Origin of the sequence: Streptomyces sp. NPDC051064, from assembly GCF_044455985.1 — a bacterium.
Classification (GTDB): Bacteria; Actinomycetota; Actinomycetes; order Streptomycetales; family Streptomycetaceae; genus Streptomyces.
The window spans coordinates 102,280-127,830 of sequence record NZ_JBITFK010000013.1; the positions used below are offsets into that span (position 1 = coordinate 102,280).

The following is a 25,551-nucleotide window of genomic DNA, read 5'->3' on the forward strand; positions in this document are numbered from 1 at the left end:
TTACGCCGCTTGCACGCTCGTACAGGCACACTGGGGACATGACGACCGGCACACCGCCTCCGAACCGTCCACGGCGCTCACGCGCCCGTACCCTCCTGCCGCTGGGTGTCGCAGCCTGGCTGGTGCTGGAGATCTGGCTGCTGACCGTGGTCGCCGGTGCGACGAACGGCTTCACCGTGCTGCTGATCCTGGTCGCCGGCGCCGTGCTCGGTGGAGCGGTGATCAAGCGGGCGGGTCGGCGGGCCTTCCGCAACCTCACCGAGACCCTCCAGCAGATGCCGGGGCAGCCCGGCGCTCCCGCGACCCCGGCCGCCGCCCCGGCCGGCAGCAAGGGCAACGGCTTCCTGATGCTGGGCGGCCTGCTCCTGATGATCCCCGGCGTGATCTCCGACGCGGCGGGGCTCCTGCTCCTGCTGCCCCCGGTCCGCTCCGTGCTCGGACGCTACGCGGAACGCTCCCTGGAGCGCCGGATGCGCGCGGCGACGCCGGGAGGCCTCTCCGACGCCTTCCAGCAGGCCCGTATCCACCGCCCGGACGGCAAGGTGGTCCCGGGGGAGGTCATCCGCGAGGACGGCACTCCCGCCCGGCCCCGCCCCGACGACGGCCAGGACACGGACCGCCCGCCGCTGATCCCCTGACACGACAGCCTCGGACGACGAAGAGCCGCGGGCCGCGACACATGTTCTGTGTCGCGGCCCGCGGCTCTTGATCTTTGCGGTGATACGCGGTCAGGCAGACTTCCTGCTGTCCCGCGGGTGCACGGCGATGTTCATGGCACCGGAGCGCAGAACCGCCAGCCTCTCGGCCAGCACCTCCTCGAGCTCCTCGCGTGTACGCCGCTCCATGAGCATGTCCCAGTGCGTACGCGCAGGCTTGCCCTTCTTCTCCTCGGGGCCATCCCCGTCCACCAGGAGTGCCGTGGCGCCGCACGCCTTGCACTCCCACTCCGCCGGAATTTCCGCCTCTACCGAGAACGGCATCTCAAATCGATGTCCGTTCGGGCATGCGTACTCCACCGCCTGGCGCGGGGCCAGATCGATGCCGCGGTCCGTCTCGTAGCTGGTAACCACGAGTCGCGTACCGCGGAGAGCTCGCTCACTCATGAATCGTGCCTCCCGGGCTTGTCGCCCACAGGACAGATGTCGCTGTCGTCGTCATCCGGTCAACGTCCGGTCGGCGGTAAAGATTCCCGTTGCCGGTCATGCGTCGCCCGTCGTGCCGCTGCTTGGTCTGGGTCTACTACCCACCGGTGCCCGGTTTGTCACCTTTGGTCGAAGTTGTCACCCAACGGTTCAGCTTCTTCCACTCGCAGTAACGGTCCCCCGAGCACACCAAAGGCGTACACTACCGGCCTTTCACTTCAACGTCTAAATCCGGTCCGGCAGGGGATTGCCCGCGGCGGCCACCGCGGCCCGTACGGGAACCCTCGCCAGCAGCACCGAGCCGACCGCGAAGAAGAGCACCAGGGACAGGATCGCATCCCGGTAACTGCCGGTGAGCTGGTAGCCGAGACCGAAGACCAGGGGCCCCAGCCAGCTGAGTCCCCGGTCGCTCATCTCGTAGGCGGAGAAGTACTCGGCCTCCTTGCCGCGCGGGACCAGGTGCGAGAACAGTGACCGCGAGAGGGCCTGGCTGCCGCCCATCACGAGCCCGATCGCGGCCGCCAGGACGTAGAAGAACACCGGCGCGTCGGCGGGCAGTACGTAGGCCGCGGCGAGGATCAGCGTCCAGACGGCCAGCGAGGCGAGAATCGTGCGCTTCGCCCCGTACATCCGGGCGAGCCGCCCCATACCCAGGGCCCCCGCCACCGCGAGGACCTGCACGAGCAGCACCGCCGTGATCAGGGTCGTCTGGTCGAGGCCGAGCTCCTCGGAGCCGTACAGCGAGGCCTGGGAGATGACCGTCTGGATGCCGTCGTTGTAGACCAGATAGGCGAGCAGGAAGGCCAGCGTGAGCGGGTGGCGGCGCATGTCGCGCAGCGTCGCCCGCAGCTGCCGCCAGCCGGAGCCGACCGCGCCGTCGCCGCCCGGTTCGACCCGGCGGTCACGCAGCCGGCGCAGGGGCACGAGGGAGAAGGCGCCCCACCACACGCCGGCCGAGGCGATGCAGATCCGGACCGCGTCCGGCTCGGACAGCCCGAAGGAGTCGTGGCCCGTGTAGAGGACCAGGTTCAGGACGAGGACGAACGCGCCCGAGGTGTACCCGAAGGCCCAGCCGCGGGAGGAGACCGCGTCGCGCTCCTCCGAGGTGGCGATCTGGGGGAGGTACGCGTTGTAGAGGGCCATCGACACGGAGATGGACGCGTTCGCGACGATCAGCAGGAAGGCGCCCAGCAGATAGCGGTGGCCGTCCAGGAAGAACATGCAGGCCGTCGCCGTCGCACCCGTGTACGCGGCCGCCGCGAGCAGGGGCTTCTTGCGTCCCGTGCGGTCCGCCGCCGCGCCCACGAGGGGCATGACGATCACGGCCACCACGATGGACACCGACACCGAGTACGCGAAGAGCGATCCCGCCCGCACGGGTATGCCGAGCGGGTGTACGAACCCGTCCGCGTCGGCCGCCGCCTTGGCGATCGACGTCAGATAGGGGCCGAGGAAGACCGTGAGGACGCTGGTGGAATACACGGAGCACGCGAAGTCGTAGAAATACCAGCCGCGTTGCTCTCGTCTGCGGACGGCGGCCTCGGCCGGCGGTCCCGCCGGATCCTCCGTTCCTGCGATGTCGGTGCTCACGCCGCGCCCCCTCGTTCGTCCCGTGCGGACGCGGCGGGTCCCGGCGTCAGGCCCAGGCCCCCCGCTCGCTCAGCACCGTGCGCAGCGTCTCGATGTGATCGGTCATGATGCCATCCACCCCGAGGTCCAGGAGTGCCGCCATCCGTTCCGGTTCGTTGACCGTCCAGACATGGACCTGCAGGCCGCGCGCGTGCGCCGTGCGGACGAAGCCCCGGTCGACGACACGGACGCCGTTCTGGCTCTCCGGGACCTGCGCGCAGACCGCGCCCGCCCGGAGCGCCGCCGGGATGCCGTACGAGCGCAGCCTCAGGCCGAGCACGCCGCGCACCCCGTACGAGGTGGCCAGGCCGGGGCCCGCGAGGCGGTGGGCCCTGGCCACGCGTGCCTCGGAGAACGACCCCACGCACACCCGGTCCCACGCACCGGTCCTGCGGATCAGGCCGACGAGCGGGGCGAGGGCGGGCTCCGCCTTGATGTCCACGTTCCACCGGGCGTCCGGGAACTCCTCCAGCAGTTCCTCGAAGAGCGGCAGGGGCTCGCTGCCCGCCACCCTGGCCCGGCGCACCTCGCTCCAGGGCAGCCCGGCTATCCGCCCCCGGGAGTCCGTCACCCGGTCCAGGGTCGCGTCGTGGAAGGCGACCAGGCGGCCGTCCGCCGTGGCGTGCACATCTGTCTCGAAGTAGCGGTAGCCGAGGCCGGCCGCGCGCCGGAACGCGGCTGCGGTGTTCTCCATGCCGTCCGCCGCGCCGCCCCGGTGGGCGAACGGGATCGTCGAGGGATGTTCCAGATAGGGGTGGCGCCCCGAAGTCACTGCGGTCACCGCGGAAGTATCGCCTCTCGCGGTGTCCGCCCGGCAACGGGCACGGTGCGGGATCCCGGCGCGGGGAGGTCGAAGAAGCGCAGGAAGAACTGGGCGAGCGGGCCGATGGCCAGGGCGTAGAGGACCGTGCCGACGCCCAGCGAACCGCCGAGCAGGAAGCCGGTCACGACCACCGCCACCTCGATCGCCGTACGCACCAGCCTGATCGAACGGCCCGTGAGCCGGTTCAGGCCCGTCATCAGGCCGTCGCGCGGCCCGGGGCCGAAGCGTGCGGAGATGTACAGGCCCGTGGCGACGCCGTTGAGCACGATGCCCGCGGCCATCACCGGGATCTGCGCCCAGAGACCGTGCACATCCGGTACGACGGCGAGCGTGCCGTCCATCGCGATGCCCACGGCGAAGACGTTGGAGACGGTGCCGAGCCCCGGGCACTGCCGGATAGGGATCCACAGGAGCAGCACGACCGCTCCGACGATGATCGAGACGACCCCGATGGAGATGCCGGTCCGCTCGGCGAGGCCCTGGTGCAGCACGCCCCACGGTTCGAGTCCGAGCCCGGCGCGGACCAGGAGCGCGGAACTCGCCCCGTACAGGGCCAGGCCCACGTAGAGGTGGGTCAGCCGCCGGGCGGCCCGGGTGCCGCTCCGGGAGGTGATGTCGGACAAGTGGTGCCCCCTGTGTGGTGGTAGTGGACTGCTGCATGTCACTCTGTGGCAGGGGATTGGCTGCCAACTATGGCCAATCAGAGGAAGGTGGACTGATTTATATGGCGCAGTGGACTTCGACCGTCGGTGCGGCGCAGCTCGCCCGTCAGCTCCAGGGCCAGCAGGCGCGCCCCCTGCCGCCGGGTTCGCGTAAGCCGCCGGCCTACCGTGCCCTGGCCGACGGTGTGCGCCTGCTCGTCCTGGAGGGCCGCGTCCCGGTCGCCGCGCGGCTTCCCGCCGAACGGGAGCTCGCGCTGGCCCTGTCCCTCAGCCGGACCACCGTCGCCGCGGCGTACGAGGCGCTCCGGGCGGAGGGGTTCCTGGAGTCGCGCCGCGGCGCCGGCAGCTGGACCGCGGTCCCCGCGGGCAACCCGCTGCCCGCCCGGGGCCTCGAACCGCTGCCCCCGGAGTCGCTCGGCTCCATGATCGACCTGGGATGCGCCTCGCTGCCCGCCCCGGAGCCGTGGCTGACCCGGGCCGTCCAGGGCGCCCTGGAGGAGCTGCCGCCGTACGCCCATACGCACGGCGACTACCCGGCCGGTCTTCCCGCGCTGCGGCAGATGATCGCGGACCGCTACACCGGGCACGGCATCCCCACGATGCCCGAACAGATCATGGTCACCACCGGGGCGATGGGCGCCATCGACGCCATCTGTCATCTCTTCGCCGGGCGCGGCGAGCGCATCGCCGTGGAGTCCCCGAGCTACGCCAACATCCTCCAGCTCATGCGCGAGGCGGGCGCCAGGCTGGTGCCCGTGGCGATGGAGGAGGGCCTCGGCGGCTGGGACATGAACCGCTGGCGGCAGGTCCTGCGGGACGCCGCCCCGAGGCTGGCCTACGTCGTCGCCGACTTCCACAACCCCACCGGGGCCCTCGCCGACGAGCAGCAGCGCCGCGCCCTGGTCGAGGCCGCGCGGTCGGCGGGCACGGTCCTGGTGGTCGACGAGACCATGCACGAACTGCGTCTGGACCCGGATGTCGAGATGCCCCGCAGGGTCTGCGCGTTCGATCCGGCGGGCAGCACCGTCCTGACCGTCGGATCCGCGAGCAAGGCCTTCTGGGCCGGCATGCGGATCGGCTGGGTGCGGGCGGCTCCGGACGTCATCCGCAGTCTGGTCGCGGCACGCGCGTACGCCGACATGGGGACGCCCGTGCTGGAACAGCTCGCCATCAACTGGCTGATGCGGACGGGCGGCTGGGAGCAGGCCGTGGAGATCAGGCGCGAGCAGGCCCGGGAGAACAGGGACGACCTGGTGCGCGCCCTGCGCCGGGAGCTCCCGGCGTGGGAGTTCGAGGTGCCCGCAGGCGGCCTCACCCTGTGGGTGCGCAGCGGCGGCCTCTCCGGATCCCGGCTGGCCGTGGCGGGCGAACGGGTCGGCGTCCGCGTCCCGTCCGGGCCCCGGTTCGGGGTCGACGGTGCCTTCGAGGGCTATGTGCGGCTGCCCTTCACGGTGGGCGGCCCGGTGGCGGACGAGGCGGCCCTGCGGCTGGCCGCCGCCGCCGAGCTGGTCGGCTCCGGTGCGAGCGCGGGAGCCGAGGCGCCCCGGACCTTCGTGGCCTGAGGCGCCCCGACGTCACCCTTCCACGACGGCGGGCGTCCCGACCAGCTGCTCCGTGTGCACGGCCACGGGCTCGGCGGCGTCCTCCGGCGCGGCCTTCCCGACGGCCGGCGCCCCACCCGGGAGCAGGTCGAGCACCGCCTGCCGGTGGGCCTCGCTCGTGGCGTCGTCGTACGGGTCCGGGGTGGCCGGCACCTGGAGCCGGAGGACCGGCCCGTTGCCCAGCCGGGTGTAGCCGCGGCCCGGTGGGACGTCGGGGGTGGGCGTGGTGTGCGGCTGGATGCCGAGGACCGCCTCGACCTGTTCCCGGTCCGCGGGGCCGAGGACGGCGCGTGCCCTGGTGTGGCTCCGCACGGTCTCGGTGAGGGCGTCCAGGCTGTCGAACTGGTCCGCGACCACGACCGTCACCCCTGCGGCGCGGCCGTGCCGCAGCGGCACCTGGAGGAGCTCCTGCGGATCCTGCCTGCCGTCGGCGGCCGCCAGGTGCCCCAGTGCGCTGGGGCGGTCCAGCAGGATCCAGAGGGGGCGCTTGATGTCCTCGGGCTCGGGGTGCCCGGCCTGGCGGGCCCGGTTGGCGGCGATGAGCCTGCGCTCGGTCTCGTGCGCCGCCCATTCGAGCGTCGCGAGGGCACCGGCCAGCCCGCACTCCACGGCCAGTACGCCGTCCCGGCCGGTCAGGAAGCCGTACTCGCCGGTGCCGCCGCCCTCGACGACGAGGATGTCGCCGTGCTGGAGAGCCTGCAGGGCCAGCGAACGCATCAGGGTCGTGGTGCCGCTGCCGGGGTGCCCGGCGATCAGCAGATGGGGTTCCGTCGAGCGGGCCCCGGTCCGCCAGATCACGGGAGAGGCGTCCCGCGTCGCGTCGCCGTCCTGGACCGGAACGGTGCGCCGGACCGCGTCCGTGTCGGTGAAGCCGAGCACGGTCTCGCCGGGCGCGGTGACGAAGCGCTGGGCGGCGATCGTGGTGGGGAGTGCGGCGAGCACGGTCATGAGGAGGTGGTTGCTCTCCTCGTCCCAGGCGAAGTGGTACTCGCGGCCCCGGCCCGACTTGGCGTGGAGCACCTGCTCCACACGGGCCCGGGACGCGGGATCTCCGTCGGTGAAGTACGCCGGGTAGTTCACCTGGAGCCGGGTGAGACGCCCGTTGCCGTCGAACTCGTACGACGTGCCGAAGGCCTTCTCCCAGTCGCCGCCGTGGGAGAACAGCGGACCGGGGTCGTCGGCCACGGAGAAGTGCGGGACCAGCGCCTCGTACAGCGCCGTGAGCCGTGCGGCTTCCGCCTCGGCGGGGCCGGTCCTCGCGGGGGTGCGGTCGCGCCCCCGCCACGCGGCAGCGCCCATCACCGAGATGAGGGCCAGCAGAGGCCCGTAGGGGATGAGCGCCACCACCAGTACGCAGGCCGCGACGAGGAACAGCACGTGTCCGCGCCGGTCCTTGGGTGTCGCGGCCCACTTCTGCCGCCCTGCTCCCGCCAGCAGCCGCAGGCCACAGGTGACCGTGATCAGCGGATGGAGGACGTCGGTGGCGTTGTCGGCGGCCGTGCGCGCGATCTCGCGACTGCGGGTGATCGAAGCGCTGCCGCTCTGGAGGATGCGGGGGAGTGGTCGCCGGGCCACGTCGGTCTCCTGGAGAGGTGGGAGCGGTCTGGGAGCGTCAGAACTTGATCCCGCCCAGCATGCTGGCGAGGCTCGCCCCGCCGGCCGTGATGCTGGGGGCGATGGCTGTGCCGGCCAGGTAGAAGCCGAACAGAGCGCAGATGAGGGCGTGGGACGCCTTGAGCCCGTCCTTCTTGAAGAACAGGAAGACGATGATGCCGAGCAGTACCACGCCCGAGATGGAGAGGATCATGAGCGGTTCTCCTGGTTGAGGGGACAGTCACCATGAGTACTTCCAGGATCACAAGATGTACCTATACGATAAAAGGTGCAACTGAGTGAATATCCTCCGTTTTCACCCGGCCGGTGGGCGAAAAGGCGCAGCCCCAGGGGCTCCCCTTGCCGCGCAGGCCCTGTCCCCACCGGAAAGTGACGTCGGCGGAGTGATCCCCCGCCGGTCCTGGGCAGGCTGAGGACTGCCCAGGAGCAGTACTCTGTCGATTCACTCGTACGGCCCCCCGCCGTACTCCCCACCAGGTCAGCAACCGCGACAACGGCAATGGAAGGCGGCCCCTCCGATGAGCGAGACCCCCGACCCCGAGGTGATCGAGCTGGCGACCAAGGTCTTCGACCTGGCCCGCCGGGGCGAGAGCGACGCGCTCGCCGCCTATGTCGACGCGGGTGTCCCCGCGAACCTCACCAACGACCGGGGCGACTCCCTGCTCATGCTCGCCGCCTACCACGGACACGCCCCCGCCGTCGTCGCGCTCGCGGACCGTGGCGCCGACCCGGACCGGGCCAACGACCGGGGGCAGACCCCGTTGGCCGGAGCCGTCTTCAAGGGGGAGCGCGAAGTGATCGACGCGCTGCTCTCGGCGGGGGCCGATCCGGCCGCCGGGACACCCTCCGCCGTGGACACCGCGCGCATGTTCGGCAAGGACGACCTGCTGGAACTCTTCGGTGCGCGCTGAGAGGCCGGCCGGCCGGTGCGTCGTAAATGTGGTCGCGTCGGCGAAATGGCTGGGTCATCATGACGTCGCGGGTCCGTTCCGGACCACCGACGAGAGGCAGAGGAAGATGAGCACCAGGCAGAAGACGGCAGTCGGCCGATCATGTTGCTGCGCGGCCTAGGGGATGTCACCCCGGCACATGGAACAGCACAGTCCCGGTTGCGTCGACAGCTTGATGTGAGGCTTTCCCCATGTTCGATCCGTTCATAGCGCCGAGCGGCACACTGCTCGGCCTGCTGCAGAGGGGCCGCGGCGACGGCACGCTCCACGCGCTCGCCGCCCCGCGCCCCGAGGCCCTCGCGGCTCTCAACCACTGCGTCCTGAGCGATCCGCGTCATGACTGGCAGGTCGAGAACCGCTCCCTCTACTACGCGCGCCTCTACCTCGATCTCGACGGTGGCACCGAGGAGATCGAGCGGCACCTGTGGAATCCCGAGGACCACCTCGACACCGACGACTCACGCACGGGTCTCGCCCTCGCCGTGCTCGGCCACCTCGCCTCATACGGGCGCGACGACGCCCTCGTGCTCCTGCGCCGGTACGCCGCGACCGGGTCCAACTGGGCGTGGGCGCTCGACGAGCTCGCCCTGCGTGACGACGACGCCGGGCTGCGTTCCCTCGCCGAGGCGGTGCTCGGGCGCTTCCCCGCCACCGCGGAGGGCGCCGCCGAGCTGGCCGCCTCCGTGCGCGACGCCTTCGAGCCCCGGCCCTGGCGGCTCTGGGCGGACGACCCGCGCGAAGCGGTCGGCGCCCGGGTCAGGGCGGCGACGGAACAGGGCTCCTTCGACCGATGGCAGCGGCAGATGCGGCCGGGCGGACCGCGCCCCGGCTGGAGTGTCCAGGCCGTGTTCGACTGGGCCCAGGCCGGACTGGAACGCGGCAGCGCGCTCCATGTCCCCGCGGCCCGCTGCCTCTCCGCCGTCGCCGGGACCGAGGACCGGCCCCTGATCGTCGAGGCCGCCGCCGGCGGCTCCGAGGGCGCGCGCTGCGCCGCCCTGCACTATCTGGCCGAGGTCCAGGACCCCGCCGTGCTCGACCTGATCGAGCGGGCCGTCGCAGGCCCGTCGCCCACCGTCGCGGAGGCGGCCGTCGCCGCCTTCGAGCGCATGTGCGGAGAAGCGGCGGTCGACCGGGCCCGGCGCTGGGCCCACCGGCCGGATGCCCTCGGAGCCTCGGCGGCCGGGGTCCTGGCCTGCCGCGGCGCCGTACAGGACGCCCCGCTCGTCCTCGCCGCGCTGCGCGAGGCGGTCCGGGGCGAGGGACCCGACGCCCTGTGCCTCTGGACCCTCGTCGACGGCGCGGGCCGCCTGGGTATCGCCTGTGCCGCACCCGTGCTGCGCCATGTCTACCGGGAGACGTCCTCCTCGCACCTGCGGGGCCGTGCCGCCCGGGCCCTGGCCGCCACCGACCCGTCCTTCGCCAGCGGATTCGCCGTCGAGTGCCTCTGGGACTGCGAGGAGACCACCCGGGAGCTGGCCGCCCACCACGCGGAGACCGGGGACATCCGGGTCGCCGAACGGCTGAGGCGGCTCGCCGCCGACCCGGCCGAGGAGGCCGAGGTCCAGACCGCCGTACGCAGCAGGATCGGGCCCGACGCACCCGCCGTCTGAGCCGGCGCTCCGCTGACACACGGAGCCCGGATGCCGCGCGCCGGGGGCGCGCGGCGCAAACGCTCATAGGACGTTTCCCGGACGGAAAGATCCAAGTCGGCGAGGGCACGCCCGGCGCGGTGACAACACCCGTATGCGTGTCGTCATCGTCACCGAATCCTTCCCGCCCGACGTCAACGGTGTGGCCCACTGCACCCTGCAGACCGCCCGGCACCTCGCCGCCCGCGGCCACCAGCCGCTGGTCATCGCCCCCGCCGGGGCGACGGCCACCGCCCACTCCGCGTCCTCCGGCGATCCCTGCCCCGTGGTGCGCGTCCCCTCGCTGCCTCTGCCCGGATACCCGCAGGTCCGCGTGGCCCTGCCCGGCCGGCGGCTGGCCGCCGCACTCGCCGGGCACCGCGCCGAACTCGTCCACCTGGCCGGCCCGTTCGTCCTCGGCGTGCGGGGCATGGCGGTCGCCGCCCGGCTGGGGCTGCCCGCCGTGGCCGTCTACCAGACCGACCTGGCCGGCTACGCCCGCACCTACCTGGGTACCGGCGAGAGCACCGCCTGGCGCCGGATGCGCGCCGTGCACAGCGCCGCCGACCTCACCCTCGCCCCCTCCTCCGCCGCACTCCGGGACCTCACCGACCACGGCGTGCCCCGGGTGAAACTCTGGCCGCGCGGAGTCGACACCGTGCGGTTCCGCCCCGGTCTGCGCGACGAGGCACTGCGCCGCGCCCTCGCCCCCGGTGGCGAGAAGATCATCGGATACGCGGGACGGCTCGCCCCGGAGAAGCACGTCGAACTCCTCGCCGGCGCCTGCTCGCTGCCGGGAGTGCGCGTGGTGGTCGTCGGCGACGGACCGAGCGAGGCGTCGCTGCGCTCGGCACTGCCCGGCGCGGTCTTCCTCGGGCGCCGTACGGGGGAGGAGCTCGCCCGCTTCTTCGCCTCCCTGGACGTCTTCGTGCACACCGGGCCGTACGAGACCTTCTGCCAGACCGTCCAGGAGGCCATGGCCTCCGGGGTCCCGGTCGTCGCCCCCGCGGTCGGCGGGCCGCTCGACCTCGTCGCCCACGGGAGCACCGGGCTGCTGGCACCGCCCCACGACGCGGGGGCGGTACGCGAGGCGGTCGCCGCACTCGTCGCGGACCCGGCGCGCGCCGACGCCTTCGGCAGGACCGCGCGGGCCGCGGTCGAGGGCCGCACCTGGGAAGCCGTCGGGGACCAGCTCCTGGGCCACTACGACGAGGTCCTGCGCGGCCGGACGGCGGTGGCCGCGTGAACCGGCCCGGCGGACTCAGGATCGTCCGGCTGGCGAACTTCGTCACGCCCGCCTCGGGTGGACTGCGCACCGCACTGGACGAGCTCGGGCGCGGCTACCTCGCGGCAGGGCACGAGCCGGTGCTGATCGTCCCCGGCGCCACCGCGAGCGACGTACACACCCCGCAGGGCAGGGTCGTCACCCTTCCGGGGCCGGTGCTGCCGGGCAGCGGCGGGTACCGGGTGCTGGCGGACGGGCAAGGGTGCGCGGCCTCCTGGAGGAGCTGCGCCCCGACCGTCTGGAGGTGTCGGACCGGACCACACTGCGCTGGACCGGGGAGTGGGCACGCCGCGCCCGTGTCCCGGCCGTCATGGTGTCCCACGAGACGGCCGACGGGGTGCTCCGCGCCTGGGGTGCGCCCCCGGCTGTGGCGGGAGGGACGGCCGACCGGCTCAACGCGCGCAGTGCACACGCCTACGCGCGGATCGTGTGCACCACCGAATGGGCGGAGCGCGAGTTCGTACGGATCGGCGTACGCAACGTGGTGCGCGCCCCCCTCGGGGTGGACCTGCGGCGCTTCCGGCCCGGACTGCGCAGTACGGCGCTCCGCGCCCGCCACCTGCGCGGCGCCGACGTCCTGCTGCTGCTCGGCTCACGGCTCTCCGTGGAGAAACGGCCGGGCCGGGCGCTGGACGCCCTGGCGGCACTGCGCCACCAGGGTGTGCGGGCGGCCCTGGTGGTGGCGGGGGACGGCCCGCTCCGTGCGGAACTGGAGCGCAGGGCCCGGGCCGAGCGGCTGCCGGCCGAGTTCCTGGGCCACGTACGCGACCGCGCGCACCTGGCCCGCCTCCAGGCGAGCGCCGACCTCTGCCTCGCACCGGGGCCGGCGGAGACCTTCGGGCTGTCGGCCCTGGAGGCGCTCGCCTGCGGCACCCCGGTGGTGGCGAGCGGCAGTTCCGCGCTCCCGGAGGTGATCGGCTCCGCCGGACTCGCAGCCGCCGACACGGGCCCGGCGTTCGCCGCCGCGCTCCGGGACCTGCTGGCCAGGCCGGAACCGGAGCGGCGGGCCGCGGCCCGGGCGCGGGCCGGACTCTTCGGCTGGGACCGCTCGACGGCGGCGTTCCTGGCCGCCCACGACATCCCGCAGCGGCGCGGCGCCGTGGAGGCGCGGCCATGAGCGGGGCGGTGACACCCGGGGCGGCGGCCACCGCGGGCGGCCGTGCCACACCCCCGGGCGCCCCGGCGCCTCCCACGCCCGTCGGCGCCCGGCTGCCCGCCCCGCGCACCAATGCCCCGGCCCGGACCACACACGCCCCGGCCACCGTCCGGTTCGCCGCACTCGGGGACTCGCTGACCGAGTGCATCGGCGACCCCTTCCAGGGCGGCTGGCGGGGCTGGGCGGCGCTCCTCGCCGAGGGTCTCGGGGGAACGGAGCGGGACGTGGAGTTCCGTAACCTCGCCGTCGCCGGTGCGCTGTCCGCGGACGTCCACGAACGCCAGGCAGAGGCAGCGGCGGACTTCCGGCCCGACATCGCCTCGGTCGTCGTCGGGGTCAACGACACCCTGCGCCGGTCCTTCGACATCCGCCGTCTCACCGGGCGGCTCGACGAGGTCTGCGCCCTGCTCGCCGGGGGCGGCGCCGTACTCCTGACGGCGTGTCTGCCCGATCCCGGGACGGCGCTGGGGCTCCCCGGCCCGCTGCGCCGACCCCTGGCGCGGCGCCAGCAGGCGGTCAACGCCGTGGTGCACGACCTGTCCGCCCGCTACGACGCCGTCCATCTGCACGCCTCGGACCGGGCCTGGACCGACGACCGTTCGCTGTGGAGCGTGGAGCGGCTCCACCCCGGTGAACGCGGCCACCGGAGACTGGCCGCCGGCTTCCACGGGATGCTCGCCGAGAGGGGGCTCGCCCTGGGCGACCGGCCCGGCCAGGAACCGCAGCAGCCACCGCCGTCCCGTGCGGCGGGTGCCCTCTGGCTGGCCACCAAGGGCACCGGCTGGCTGGCACGTCGCAGCACGGATCTGCTGCCCCAGCTGCTGGGGCTCGCGATGGCCGAGGTCGGTCACCGGGCGCGCGGCACGAGCGAACGTCTCGACGCACGGGCCGAGCAGGCCCTGCGCGAGGCACTGAGCGACGTCGCAGGTCACGGGTCTGACGTGAAGGGCGGGCCGGGTCGCGCTTTCACCGTGCACGGGTCCCGGTGGGGCCCCGCTCGGGCGAGGCCCCACGGAGACATCAGACGGTGAGGACGACCTTGCCCCGGTGGTGACTTCGCCCGCGGTGTCCACCAGCGCCGCTCCTACGGTGGTGCGTTCGGCCGGGAGACCACGCAGCGGACAGCGGGCAGAACGCTCGCGGAGGACGAACAGCACCGCCGTCACGACGGTCGCGGCCGTGGTCCGCGCGTGTGCCCTTTGCTCACCGGCGTCGACGGCCGGCGGGTGAACACACGTTTCCAGTGCTCCGGCGGTAACACCCGGCCCGGAGAGCGCGCCCCGTTGCTCCGCCCCCGCGGAGCCCCGCCCGCCCCACACCCGGACCGGCCGCCCGTACGCCGTTTCTGCGGTGGTTCGTCCCGCGCGCCAGAATGGAGGGATGACCGGACGCTGGGAGTTCTGGATCGACCGCGGCGGCACCTTCACGGACGTGGTGGGACGTGACCCCGGCGGCCGGCTGATCTCCCGCAAACTGCTGTCGCACGACCCCGGCCGCTACCGCGACGCCGCCGTCGCGGGGATCAGGCTCCTGCTCGGTCTCGGCCCTCACGACCCGGTCCCCGCCGATCGGGTCGCCGGCGTCAAGATGGGTACGACGGTCGCCACCAACGCCCTCCTGGAGCGACGGGGCGAGCCGACCGTCCTGGTCGTCACCGAAGGCTTCCGGGACGCCCTGCGGATCGCGTACCAGAACCGGCCCCGCCTCTTCGACCGCCGCATCCTGCTCCCCGAGGCCGTGTACGGCCGGGTCGTCGAGGTCCCCGAACGCATCGACGCCCGCGGGGACACCGTGAAGGCCCTCGACCGCGACGCCGTGGCCGGGCGGCTCAGGGAGGCCGCGGAGGACGGGTTCCGCAGCGCCGCCGTCGTGCTCATGCACGGCTACCGCCACCCGGACCACGAGAGAGCCGTCGCGGAGGAAGCCAGGGCCGCGGGCTTCACCCAGGTCAGCTGCTCGCACGAGGTCAGCCCGCTGATCAAGCTCGTGCCGCGCGGCGACACCACCGTCGTCGACGCCTACCTCTCGCCGATCCTTCGCCGCTACGTCGAGGAGGTGGCCGCCGAACTCCCCGGCATCCGGCTCATGTTCATGCAGTCCAACGGCGGGCTGCGCGAGGCCGCGCACTTCCGGGGCAAGGACGCGGTGCTCTCCGGACCGGCCGGGGGCGTCGTCGGCATGGTGCGTACGTCAGGCCAGGCGGGCCACGACCGGGTCATCGGCTTCGACATGGGCGGCACCTCCACCGATGTCTCCCATTACGCGGGCGAGTTCGAACGCGAGCTCGGGACACAGGTGGCAGGGGTGCGGATGAGCGCGCCCATGATGAGCATCCACACCGTCGCCGCCGGCGGCGGATCCGTCCTGCACTTCGACGGACGGCGCTACCGGGTCGGCCCCGACTCGGCCGGGGCCGACCCCGGGCCCGCCGCCTACCGCAAGGGCGGGCCGCTCACCGTCACCGACGCCAACGTGATGCTCGGCCGCATCCGCCCGGAGCACTTCCCCGCCGTCTTCGGGCCCGAGGGGAACCAGCCGCTCGACGCCCGTCTCGTGGAGGAGCGCTTCGACGCCCTGGCCGAGGAGGTCTCGGCCGCCACGGGAGGCCGGCGTACGGCCGCCGAAGTGGCCGCGGGCTTCCTGGAGATCGCCGTGCTCAACATGGCGAACGCCGTCAAGAAGATCTCCGTCCAGCGGGGCCACGACATCACCCGCTACGCCCTGACCGGCTTCGGCGGCGCCGGAGGGCAGCACGTCTGCGCCGTCGCCGACGCCCTGGGCATCGACACCGTCCTCGTACCGCCGCTCGCCGGCGTCCTCTCCGCGTACGGGATCGGTCTCGCCGACGCCACCGCGATGCGCGAACAGTCCGTCGAGGCCGCACTGGACGACGCGACCGGCACCCGGGTGCGCGGCCTCTGCGAGTCCCTTGCGGAGCACACCCGGGCAGAACTCAGGGGCGACGGCGTCCCCGACAGTGCCATCGGCACCCGTGCGCGGATCCTTCTGCGCTACGCCGGCACGGACGCCGCCCTGCCCGTCGCCCACGGCACCGTCACCGCCATGACCGAGGAGTTCACCGTGGCCCACCGGGCGCGCTACGGATTCGCCATGGACAAGCCCCTGGTGGTCGAGGCCGTCTCCGTGGAGGCCACCGGGACGGCCGGACCGCACACTCCTCCCCGCGTGGGTGCGGGCGCGGGGGAAGGGCCGCTCCGCCCCCTCGGAACCGTGACGATGTTCGCCGGGGACGGTTGGCGGGACGCCGGACTGTACCGCCGCGCGACACTGCGCGCCGAGGACACCGTGACCGGCCCGGCCGTCGTCACCGAGGACGACGCCACCACCGTCGTCGACCCCGGCTGGCAGGCGACGGCGGGGCCGGCCGGGCACCTCGTGCTGCGCCGGACCGAGCCGCGGCCCGAGCGGACCGCCGTCGGCACCCGGGTGGACCCCGTCATGCTCGAAGTGTTCAACAACCTCTTCATGTCGATCGCCGAACAGATGGGCGTACGACTGCAGAACACGGCGCACTCCGTCAACATCAAGGAGCGGCTGGACTTCTCGTGCGCGCTGTTCGACGCGGACGGCAACCTGGTGGCCAACGCCCCGCACATCCCGGTCCACCTGGGTTCGATGGGGGAGTCCATCAAAGAGGTGCTGCGGCGTGACAGGGGCACCCTGCGGCCCGGTGATGTGTACGCCGTAAACGATCCCTACCACGGCGGCACCCACCTGCCGGATGTGACCGTCGTGACGCCCGTGTTCGACGAGCCGGCGGACGGACAGGAGCGCCGGCTGCGCTTCCTGGTCGCCTCACGCGGCCACCACGCCGAGATCGGAGGCATCACCCCGGGCTCCATGCCCGCCTTCAGCCGTACGGTCGACGAAGAGGGCGTCCTGTTCGACAACTGGCTGCTGGTGCGCGACGGAACCTTCCGCGAGGCGGAGACCCGGGAGCTGCTCACGACCGCCGCCCACCCCTCACGCGACCCGGACACCAACCTCGCCGACCTGCGCGCCCAGATCGCGGCCAACGAGAAGGGCATCACGGAACTGCGGCGCATGACACGCCAGTTCGGGCAGGACGTCGTGGAGGCGTACATGGGCCACGTCCAGGACAACGCCGAGGAGTCCGTACGCCGGATCGTGGTCGGACTGCGCGACGGCTCCTGCCGCTACGAGACCGACAACGGCGCCGTCATCGCCGTGAGCGTGACCGTGGACCGCGACGCACGCCGGGCCGTCCTCGACTTCGAGGGCACGTCCCCGCAGCAGACCGGCAACTTCAACGCCCCCAGGTCCGTGGTGATGGCCGCCGTCCTCTACGTGTTCCGGACGCTCGTCGAGGAGGACATCCCGCTCAACAGCGGCTGTCTGAAACCCCTGGACATCCGCGTTCCGGAGGGTTCGATGCTCGCCCCCGTCCACCCGGCGGCGACCGTCGCCGGCAACGTCGAGACCTCCCAGGCCGTCACCGGCGCCCTCTACGCGGCCCTGGGCGTCCAGGCCGAGGGGTCCGGCACCATGAACAACCTCACCTTCGGCAACGACCGGGTCCAGTACTACGAGACCGTCGCGAGCGGGTCCGGCGCCGGGGACGGATTCGACGGGGCCGACGCCGTGCAGACCCATATGACCAACTCCCGGCTCACCGACCCGGAGATCCTCGAGTGGCGCTACCCGGTGCTGCTGGAGAGCTTCGGCGTGCGGGAGGACAGCGGAGGCCCGGGCCGGTGGCACGGCGGCCGGGGGGTGGAACGCAGGATCCGCTTCCTCGAACCCGTCACGGTGGCGCTCCTGTCGGGACACCGCCGGGTGCCGCCGTACGGCATGGCGGGAGGCGGCCCCGGAGCTCTCGGCGAGCAGTACGTCGAGCGGGCCGGCGGGGCGGCCGTGACGCCTCTCGAAGGCTGTGACACCGCCGAGCTGGACACCGGGGACGTCTTGGTGCTGCGCACCCCGGGAGGAGGCGGTTACGGGCGGCCGTGACCGGTCGCTTCTGCGCCGTTTCGACCGTTGTCGGTGCGAGGACCTAATCTGTGCAGCGTGACTTCGCCTGCCGACACCCACACCGCTGCGCCCCAGCTCAGCGCGGGACCGAGGCCCGCCCCGGGCCCCGCCGCCGATGAGGGGCTCTCGCGTCGGCTGCGCGCGCTCGCGTGCACCGCTCCGCTGCACGACCTCGACGTGCGCAAGGCCAATCTGGCCGGCGAGTACACGGTCTACGCGATGGCCGAGGTCGCCCTCGCCGCCATCGACCTCGTCACCCTCAACATGGACTTCGACACGGGCGCCGACCACGACCAGATAGTGGCCAGGCTCCTCCCGCGGGTCGCGGCCCAGGCACCCCGCCGGCCCGTCACCGAGCACGAGCGGGTCGCGCGCTGGGTCCTGGAGAACCTGATCAACGTCGGGAGCGTGGACCGCGGCTTCCGCGCGGTGTACGGCACCTTCGGACCCGACGGCGTCTACGTCCGCAGGGACTACGACTTCAAGCTCATCGAGGAAGTCCCCGGCCACGGCGGGACGGTCTACCTCCGCGCCACCGACGAGGCGGTCAACGTCCTGGTGGGTGCCCTGGACACGGACGTCACCAGCGCCCAGATCGCCGCCGAGGTGAAGCTGGAGGTCCTCATCAGCAGGGGCCGGCTCGCCGACGCCCAGCTCGCCGCCGAACAGGCCCGCTACCGCACCGTGCAGTACGCCGAGACGCTCCGCAGGACGCTGGAGGCGACCCGCCGCAACGTCCGCGCCGTGGACTGGCTCAACGCCGTGCCGGACATGATCGCCGAGGCGCTGGACCACGTCGCCGACCGCTACCGCCACGAGAACGCGATCCTCACCAACATCCGCAAGGCCAGGGACGAAGCCGAGGAACCCGAGCACAAGCGCCGTGCCGCCGAGCTGGTCGACATCGTCAAGGACTGCATCCGCCGCCACACCCAGCTCCAGTCCAGGCTCCTGGAGGCAGGGCCCCTCTTCCGCGCCGAGCAGGACCGCCAGGCATTCGCCACACCCACCGCACAGACGGGCCTCGACCTCTACGGACAGCTCGTCGTGCCCCTGCTGCCGCTCCCCGTCGAGCAGGCCACCCGGGCCACCGACGCGTTCTTCGCGCACGGCACCGGGCTGCGCACACCCACCTCGGTCAGGGTCGGCGACCTCGTCGGCCTGCTGCTCATGCCACCGGTGGAGCGGGAGCACCTGGGCGCGGAAATGCCCGAGCCCGACCTCATCGCCACGCCGGACGACAGCCGGTTCAGCGAGGAGCAGCTCGGATACGCCATGGAGCTGCTCGACCTGGAGCACGACGCCCCCCGCCGGCTCTCAGGACTCCTGGCGGAGGCCCGGCTGCGCGACCCCGAGCTGCCGTACCTCGTCGCCCTGCTCGCCGTCCACGCGGCGAGCCCTCCCGTCGGCACCGCCTACCGCCAGGGCGAGCGACGGCTGCTGTTCGCCGTCGACGACGGCACCCAGCTCGAGGACCACGAATTCGGCGGAGCCGACCTGATAGTGGGCATGGCCCTGCTGGACGCGGCGGGCATGGCCGCGGACCGCAAGGACGCCTCGTGAGCGTCCCCGGCCCGACCATCCACCCGCAGCCGCCCGGGAGCGGCACCCCCACCGAGGAGTCACCGAGTTGAGCGAGCAGCACGCCGAGCCCACCGACGCGTGGGGCGACCAGCCCTTCACGCAGGCGGCCGACACCGCACGGCCGGCCACTGTCAGCCCCGCCGACGCCGCCGACGCCGCCCGGCTGGTCTCGTTCGGGCTGCAGCCCAAGCTGATGCCCGCCCGCGACGCCGAGTACACCGAGCTGCTCCGCCGCTACCGCGAGGAGCCCGCCTTCGCCCGGCTCGCCGACGCCGTCGCCACCGGGCTCGGGCTCATCGTGCTGGAGGTCTCCACCCGCGCCGGGATGGCCGTGACCGCCGGTGAGGACTCGGTCTTCGCCGTACGCATGGGCGACTACGCCCGGCGCGCGTCCCCCGACTCCGCCGACCGTTTCCTGCACGGTCTCGCCCACCTCGCCGTCGCCGCCATGGCCTTCCCCCGGCCCGAGGACCTGGCCGACGACTCGTACATCGGCCGCATCACCGTCAACGGCGTCGACGCCTTCGTCCGCCAGGCCTGCCGGCGTCTGGAGGAGCGCGCCGAGGAGCAGGGCGACAACACCGACCCGGCCACCGACGCGCCCGGCCTGGAATCCGGGTGGCGGATCTACTCCCGCCGCAGCGCCACCGGAGCCACCAAGGACGCCCGCCGGCTGGCCGGCTCGACCACCGGCATCATCGGCAAGGCCGTCGCCTTCCTGACGGACTCGGGCTTCCTCCAGCGCACCGGGGACGACGCGGGCGGCGCCTACCGCACCACCGCCCGCTACCAGCTCCAGGTGCGCGACATGGCAGGCAGCGCCGCCATGGCCGAACTGCTGGAACTCGGCGTCGTCCCGGTCTCGGACGGCTCGGCCACCCTGCTGCCACCGCCCGACGACGAAGGCCTGGAACTGGCCGCCGACGCGGGACTCCCCTTCCACTCCTGAACCGCCGCACCGCCCCCCCCGCTGCCGCTCCAGCCGCCCGCCCGCCGCCAGAACGACGAGAGTCCGCCGCCATGTACGAGTTGTCCCGGGTCCGCCTCTACTCCATCGGGCCCGCCGGTGCGCGCTACGCCGACACCGTGCTCGACCTGCGCGGAGTCGGCGAGCCCGTGCCCAGGCCCGCGCCGGCCCAGGCGGAGTTCTTCGAGGACGAGCCCGTCGGCCCCCCGCGCCGCCCGGCGCCCGCCGGTGTGCTCTTCCTGGAGAACGGCGGCGGCAAGTCCGTCCTGCTCAAGCTGATCTTCTCGGTGATGCTGCCGGGCCACCGCAACACCCTGGGCGGCGCCAGCTCCGGCGTCCTGCGCAAATTCCTGCTGGCCGACGACTGCGGACACGTCGCCCTGGAGTGGCAGCACACCCTGACCGGCGAGTGCGTCGTCGTCGGCAAGGTCAGCGAATGGCGTGGCCGCCAGGTCTCCAACGACCCCCGTAAGTTCGCCGAGGCCTGGTACTCCTTCCGCCCCGGGCCCGGTCTCAGCCTCGACAGCCTGCCCGTGGCCGAGGCCAGCTCGGTGGGCCGCCCCGCCGAAGGCGTCTCGAACGCCCGCGGCAGACGCCGCACGATGAAGGGCTTCCGCGACGCGCTCACGGACGCCGGCAAGTTCTACCCGCACCTCGACGTGCACTGGGAAGAGATCCACGACCGGTGGAACGAACACCTCGGTGACCTCGGACTCGACCCCGAACTCTTCCGCTACCAGCGGGAGATGAACGCCGACGAGGGCGAGGCCGCCGGCCTCTTCGCGGTCAAGAAGGACTCCGACTTCACCGATCTGCTGCTCCGGGCCGTCACCGACACCCGTGACACCGACGGCCTCGCCGACCTCGTCAGCGGCTTCGGCAACAAGCTGGGCCGCCGCGCCGAACTCACCGCGGAACGCGACTTCACCGCCGGTTCGGTCGAGCTGCTCGGCCGGATCGTCGACGCCACCGCGACCAGGGCCCGCAGCCGCGACGTCCACGCCGGTGCCGAACGCCGCACCCGTACGCTCGCCCGCAGGCTCTCCGGGCGCGCCGCCGAGGAGCGGAGCCGCACCGCCGAGCTCGCCCAGCAGGTCGCGGACGCCGCGCACACCGTCACCGAGGCCGAAGCGGCCCGCGGCCGCCGGGACCTGATCGCGGCCGAACTGGCCTACCGGCACGCCTCCCTGGCCCTCACCGCCGCCGAGAAGAGCGCTGCGGCGCAGCGCCGCGAGCTGGGCGAGGCACGCACCCTGCACTCCGCCTGGCAGGCCGCCGAGGCCGTCCTGCGCCACCGCGCCGCCGCCGACCGCTCGGCACGCGTCGCCGTCGCCATCCGTGAGGCGGAGCGCGACGCGGCCCCCGCCCTGGCCGCACGCGCCACCGCCGCCGCCGACCTCGTACGGGCCCTGCACACCGCCGCGGAGGCGGGGGAGCGGGTGGCGGACGAGGAGGAGGAGCGCTCAGCGACCCTTCAGTCCACCGGGGAGACGGCGCACCGGGACGCCACCACCGCCGCAACCGAGGCCCAGCGCGCCCGCAGCGAGGCCGGCCACCTGCGTCAGCGCCTCGCCGAGGTCGAGCAGGAGACCGCGGAAGCCGTACGCGCGGGCTGGCTGGACGACACCGCCCCGGACGCCGACCCGGCCCGCGCGGCCCTCGCGGCGAACGACGCCGAGACGAGCGCGGTCGCCGCCTGGGACACCGCGCGCGAGGCGGCCAGGGCCACCGCCGACCGGGCCCGGGAGGCCGCGGCGGCCGAGAGCCGCACCGAGCTCGCCGCGGCCCGCGCCGCCGACGGCGCGCAGGCCGCCGAGCAGTCCTACGAGGCCGAGCGCAGGGCCGCCGAGTCGATCGCCGCCGACCACCGCCTCGCCGACCTGCTGGGTCTCCCGGCGGCCACCGGCGTCGGTGTCCCGCGTCCCCGCAGCGCCACCGCCGGAACGGACGGGAACGACGAGGCCACCGGAGCGGACGCGCAGTCCCTCACGGCCGAGGAGTTCGATGGCGCCGCGGACGAGCTGAGGGAACTTCTCGACCAGGGCGTCTCAGCCGCCGAACGACGGCTCTTCGACCTGCGTACCGCCGCGGCCGACGACTCCCGCATCCTCGGCGCCCTCGGGGACGGCGGGCTGCTGCCGCCCGGGCCCGACGTCCTCACCACCGTCGAGTACCTCGGTGAGCACGGCATCCCGGCCCTGCCCGGCTGGCGCTACCTCGCCCAGGCCGTGGACCCCGCCGACCACGCCTCGGTCCTGGCGGCGCGTCCCGAGCTCGTCGACGGTGTCGTCATCACCGACCCGGACGCGCACACCCGCGCCCGCGAAGTGCTGGCCGCCGCCGCTCTGCTGCCCCGGTCGGCCGTCGCCGTGGGCACCACCGCGGCGCTCCTCGCCCCCGTGCCCGCGCCCGGCGGTGCGGGCGCCGGCACCGACGACGTGTTCCTCGTCCCGCCGAACCCCGCGATGCACGACGAGCATGCCGCGGACGAGGAGCGCCAGGCGCTCCGCGCCCGGGCCGCGGCGCGCGACGAGGACATCAGGTCGCTCGCGGCCCGGCTCGCGGCCGACCGTTCCCTCGCCGCCCGGATCGGCTCCTGGCGTGCCGACTGCCCGCCCGGAATGCTCGCCGAACTGGGCGACGCCGCCCGCACCGCCCGCGCCGCAGCGGAGACAGCGGAGGCCGCACTCGCCGAGGCCCGTACCGTGCGCACCGAGGCGGACGAGGCCGCTGCCGACGCCGCGCGCGTCCGCGACGAGCGGCAGGAGGCGGCCCAGCGGGCCCGCCGCGCCGCCGACGCGCTCGCGGGCCTCGCCCACCGTCTCCGCGACCGCGCGGGCTGGCAGGCGCGACTGCGCGAACTGACCGACGAGGCAGCCGAATCGGAGGCGCGCGCCACGGCCTGCCTGGAGCGGGCACGCGCCGCCGACGAGGACCGCCGGGCCGCCCAGCGCGCCGCGGACGACGCCCACCGCACCGCCCGTGCCCTGCGTGCCGAGCGGGCCGAGATCGCGGGCGCCCCGGAAACGCTCCCGGAGCCCGACGCCTCCAGCGCGCGCACCTCCCTGCCCGCCCTGCGCGAGGCCTACCGGGCGGCCTCCAGGCTGTACGAGAAGGTGGGTGTCGGGGCCGACCTGCGTGCCGAGCAGGCGCGCGCCGAGAGCGACGAGAGTGCCGCCCTGGCCGAACTCGACCGCCTCACCAACAAGGTCCGCACCCGGGCCGCCCAGCTCCTGGAAGGCACCGACGGAGCCGACGGGCCCTCCCGGCAGGCGGCCGCCGCCCGCGCCGAGTCCCACGTCCAGCTCCTGGAGACCCGGGCTTCCACGGCCAGCGAGCAGCTCGGCCGGCTGCGCGGCGAAGCCGAACGGCTCGCCCCCGCCGACGAGGCACCGCACCACACGGAGCTCCCCGCCGACCTGGCCCCGGCCGACGCCGACCAGGCCCAGGCCCTGCTCCGTACGGCGACGGCCGAACTCGCCTCTGCCACCGAGGCGCTGGACACCGCGCGTGCCGCCCACGCCGAACTGCTGCGCGCCCACCGCACCGCCGAGGACTCGGCGAGCGGCTTCGACGAGACCGCCGCACTCCTGCGTGACCTGCTCAGGGACCACGGCGCGGAGGACGAGACCGAGTCCCCCGACCCGTATCCGGGCACCCTGGAGGAGGCCAGACAGTCCGCCGCCGAGGCGCGCCGCTCACTGCGCGGCTGCTCCACCGACCTCTCGGCCGCGGAGAGTTCCGTACGCGAGGCGAGCGACATCCTCGTACGGCACGCCAACTCCACCCGCTACGAACAGGTCCGCACCCCCGCCCGGCAGCAGATCCGGGAACTCCCGGCAGCCGCCCTGCCCGACCACGCCGAGAAGTGGGCCGCGGCCTTCGCGCCCAGGCTGCGCGTGCTCACCGACGAGCTGGTCCAGCTGGAGCGCAACCGCGACTCCATCGTCGACCGGCTCCGAGGCCTCGTGGAATCGGCTCTCACGACGCTCCGCTCCGCCCAGCGGCTCTCCCAGCTGCCCGAGGGGCTGGGGGAGTGGTCCGGCCAGGAGTTCCTCCGGATCCGTTTCGAGGAACCCGACCAGGCCACGCTCACCGAGAGGCTCGGCGAGGTCATCGACGAGGCCACGCACGCGGCCCTCAAGAAGAACTCCGACCTGCGCAGGGACGGCATGTCCCTCCTGCTGCGGGGTGTACAGGCGGCCCTGCAGCCCAAGGGCATCGCGGTGGAGATCCTCAAGCCGGACGCGGTGCTCCGCGCCGAGCGCGTCCCGGTCGGGCAGATGGGCGACGTCTTCTCCGGCGGCCAGCTGCTCACCGCCGCCATCGCGCTGTACTGCACGATGGCGGCCCTGCGCAGCAACGACAGGGGCCGCGACCGGCACCGGCACGCGGGCACGCTCTTCCTCGACAACCCCATCGGGCGCGCCAACGCGACGTACCTGCTGGAGCTGCAGCGCGCGGTCTCAGATGCGCTCGGAGTCCAACTGCTCTACACCACCGGGCTGTTCGACACGACGGCGCTCGCCGAATTCCCGCTCGTCATCCGCCTCCGCAACGACGCGGACCTGCGGGCGGGGCTGAAGTACATCAGTGTCGAGGAGCACCTCAGGCCGGGGCTGCCCCAGCAGGACCCCGCAGGTGAGACCGTCCACGGAGAGATCACCGCGACCCGCATGTTCAAGCGGAGCGGAGAGGCGACCGGCACCGTGGGCGCGTCGGCGGTCCCGGAGATGCGTACGGAGATGACGGACACGCGCACGGAGCCCGCACAGCAGGCCACGGACAAGCGGTAGGGGAGGCCGGGGCGCAGGCGGTCAGGCCCGGGAGAGCCTGCCTTCGCCCCGGCGTCGTATCCGGGCCTCCCTGCGCGCCCGGGACCGTGCCGCGCGCCTGGCGGCGCGGCGCTCCCGGCGCATACGGCGCGCCGTGCTGCTGGGGACGGACACCACGCCGTTGCGCTGGTTCCACACCTGCCGGGTCACCCACACGTCCAGCACCGACCACGTCGCCACCACCGTGCCCGCCACACCGGTGAGCACCATCGGGAAGGCGAGCCAGGACCCGGCCAGCGTGCACAGGAAGGCCACCATGGCCAGAATGATCGTCAGCGACATGATGAGGACGGCGCGCACGGCCGCCGTCCGCACCGGATCCGGCATCCTCCGCCGTACCGCGGGTTCGTCCACCCACAGCTGCCGGGGGATGTGGGCAGCGGCGGGCGCCCCACCCGCCGCTGCCGGGCCCGCCTGTGACGGGATCGCCGACGATGCCGCCGCGCCCCGGCGCTCATCCGTGTCCAAGGACCTTCAACTCCCCACCACTGTCCGACTCGAGGGTGGCTGCCCGGCTTGCGCCCCTTTTACGCGGGCGGAGCCGCTTGCCTGTCGCACGTACCCCCGTGAGGTTCTTCTGCCCCGTACGTGTGGACGAATGCCAGGTCGTGAAGATTCCCGCCGGGGGCGGCAATCAGCCCCGAAAGGTCACGGAAGGAAGA

The 25,551-nt window shown here is 73.6% G+C and carries 17 protein-coding genes and 1 pseudogene; 11 read left to right on the forward strand and 7 right to left on the reverse strand.

The window, feature by feature from the left end:
- Positions 1–38: 38 nt before the first annotated feature.
- A complete protein-coding gene (gene fxsA, locus ACIBCU_RS35340; protein ID WP_399236563.1) occupies positions 39–638 on the forward strand; it encodes an FxsA family membrane protein in 600 nt (199 codons plus the stop codon).
- Between the two features lie 90 nt (positions 639–728).
- On the opposite strand, the gene ACIBCU_RS35345 is transcribed toward fxsA, so the two are convergent.
- The 4 genes from ACIBCU_RS35345 to ACIBCU_RS35360 all read right to left on the reverse strand — a co-directional run bounded on the left by ACIBCU_RS35345 (position 729) and on the right by ACIBCU_RS35360 (position 4,217).
- Positions 729–1,103, reverse strand: a complete 375-nt coding sequence (locus ACIBCU_RS35345; RefSeq protein ID WP_078598328.1) for an RNA polymerase-binding protein RbpA — start codon at positions 1,101–1,103, stop codon at positions 729–731.
- A gap of 264 nt (positions 1,104–1,367) precedes the next feature.
- Positions 1,368–2,732, reverse strand: coding sequence for an MFS transporter (locus tag ACIBCU_RS35350; RefSeq protein WP_399236565.1), 1,365 nt, complete (start codon positions 2,730–2,732; stop codon positions 1,368–1,370).
- A gap of 46 nt (positions 2,733–2,778) precedes the next feature.
- Complete coding sequence (locus ACIBCU_RS35355) at positions 2,779–3,543, reverse strand: glycerophosphodiester phosphodiesterase (protein WP_362938000.1); 765 nt, start codon at positions 3,541–3,543, stop codon at positions 2,779–2,781.
- A gap of 5 nt (positions 3,544–3,548) precedes the next feature.
- Positions 3,549–4,217, reverse strand: a complete 669-nt coding sequence (locus ACIBCU_RS35360) for a YitT family protein (RefSeq protein ID WP_399236567.1) — start codon at positions 4,215–4,217, stop codon at positions 3,549–3,551.
- A 101-nt stretch (positions 4,218–4,318) separates the two neighbouring features.
- Between ACIBCU_RS35360 and ACIBCU_RS35365 the strand changes: the two genes are divergently transcribed.
- Positions 4,319–5,818, forward strand: coding sequence for a PLP-dependent aminotransferase family protein (locus ACIBCU_RS35365; protein ID WP_362937940.1), 1,500 nt, complete (start codon positions 4,319–4,321; stop codon positions 5,816–5,818).
- Between the two features lie 12 nt (positions 5,819–5,830).
- Here the strand turns inward: ACIBCU_RS35365 and ACIBCU_RS35370 are convergent, their stop codons facing one another.
- Both ACIBCU_RS35370 and ACIBCU_RS35375 read right to left on the reverse strand, forming a co-directional pair.
- On the reverse strand, positions 5,831–7,432 hold the full coding sequence (locus ACIBCU_RS35370; RefSeq protein ID WP_399236569.1) for a hypothetical protein: 1,602 nt from the start codon (positions 7,430–7,432) through the stop codon (positions 5,831–5,833).
- Between the two features lie 37 nt (positions 7,433–7,469).
- Positions 7,470–7,664, reverse strand: a complete 195-nt coding sequence (locus ACIBCU_RS35375) for a hypothetical protein (RefSeq protein WP_014044751.1) — start codon at positions 7,662–7,664, stop codon at positions 7,470–7,472.
- 325 nt (positions 7,665–7,989) lie between these two features.
- On the opposite strand from ACIBCU_RS35375, the gene ACIBCU_RS35380 reads away from it, so the two are divergent.
- The 9 genes and pseudogenes from ACIBCU_RS35380 to ACIBCU_RS35420 all read left to right on the forward strand — a co-directional run bounded on the left by ACIBCU_RS35380 (position 7,990) and on the right by ACIBCU_RS35420 (position 24,850).
- Positions 7,990–8,382, forward strand: a complete 393-nt coding sequence (locus tag ACIBCU_RS35380) for an ankyrin repeat domain-containing protein (RefSeq protein ID WP_362937946.1) — start codon at positions 7,990–7,992, stop codon at positions 8,380–8,382.
- A 230-nt stretch (positions 8,383–8,612) separates the two neighbouring features.
- Positions 8,613–10,031, forward strand: coding sequence for a HEAT repeat domain-containing protein (locus ACIBCU_RS35385; RefSeq protein ID WP_399236572.1), 1,419 nt, complete (start codon positions 8,613–8,615; stop codon positions 10,029–10,031).
- 133 nt (positions 10,032–10,164) lie between these two features.
- A complete protein-coding gene (locus ACIBCU_RS35390) occupies positions 10,165–11,295 on the forward strand; it encodes a glycosyltransferase family 4 protein (protein WP_399236574.1) in 1,131 nt (376 codons plus the stop codon).
- A gap of 178 nt (positions 11,296–11,473) precedes the next feature.
- A pseudogene (locus ACIBCU_RS35395) lies at positions 11,474–12,451 on the forward strand (glycosyltransferase); the annotation flags it as partial.
- Entirely contained in the window at positions 12,448–13,521 is a 1,074-nt protein-coding gene (locus ACIBCU_RS35400) for an SGNH/GDSL hydrolase family protein (protein ID WP_399236576.1), read from the forward strand. The pseudogene ACIBCU_RS35395 and the gene ACIBCU_RS35400, both read left to right, overlap by 4 nt.
- A gap of 349 nt (positions 13,522–13,870) precedes the next feature.
- On the forward strand, positions 13,871–17,482 hold the full coding sequence (locus tag ACIBCU_RS35405) for a hydantoinase B/oxoprolinase family protein (RefSeq protein ID WP_399236578.1): 3,612 nt from the start codon (positions 13,871–13,873) through the stop codon (positions 17,480–17,482).
- Positions 17,483–17,539: 57 nt separating this feature from the next.
- Positions 17,540–19,066, forward strand: coding sequence for a hypothetical protein (locus tag ACIBCU_RS35410; RefSeq protein WP_399236580.1), 1,527 nt, complete (start codon positions 17,540–17,542; stop codon positions 19,064–19,066).
- Between the two features lie 67 nt (positions 19,067–19,133).
- Positions 19,134–20,036: a hypothetical protein gene (locus ACIBCU_RS35415; protein WP_362937967.1), complete on the forward strand. Its 903-nt coding sequence runs from the start codon at positions 19,134–19,136 to the stop codon at positions 20,034–20,036.
- A gap of 71 nt (positions 20,037–20,107) precedes the next feature.
- A complete protein-coding gene (locus tag ACIBCU_RS35420; protein ID WP_399236583.1) occupies positions 20,108–24,850 on the forward strand; it encodes a hypothetical protein in 4,743 nt (1,580 codons plus the stop codon).
- A 21-nt stretch (positions 24,851–24,871) separates the two neighbouring features.
- On the opposite strand, the gene ACIBCU_RS35425 is transcribed toward ACIBCU_RS35420, so the two are convergent.
- Positions 24,872–25,357 (reverse strand): hypothetical protein, encoded by a 486-nt coding sequence (locus tag ACIBCU_RS35425; RefSeq protein ID WP_399236585.1) that lies wholly within the window; start codon positions 25,355–25,357, stop codon positions 24,872–24,874.
- Positions 25,358–25,551: the final 194 nt, after the last annotated feature.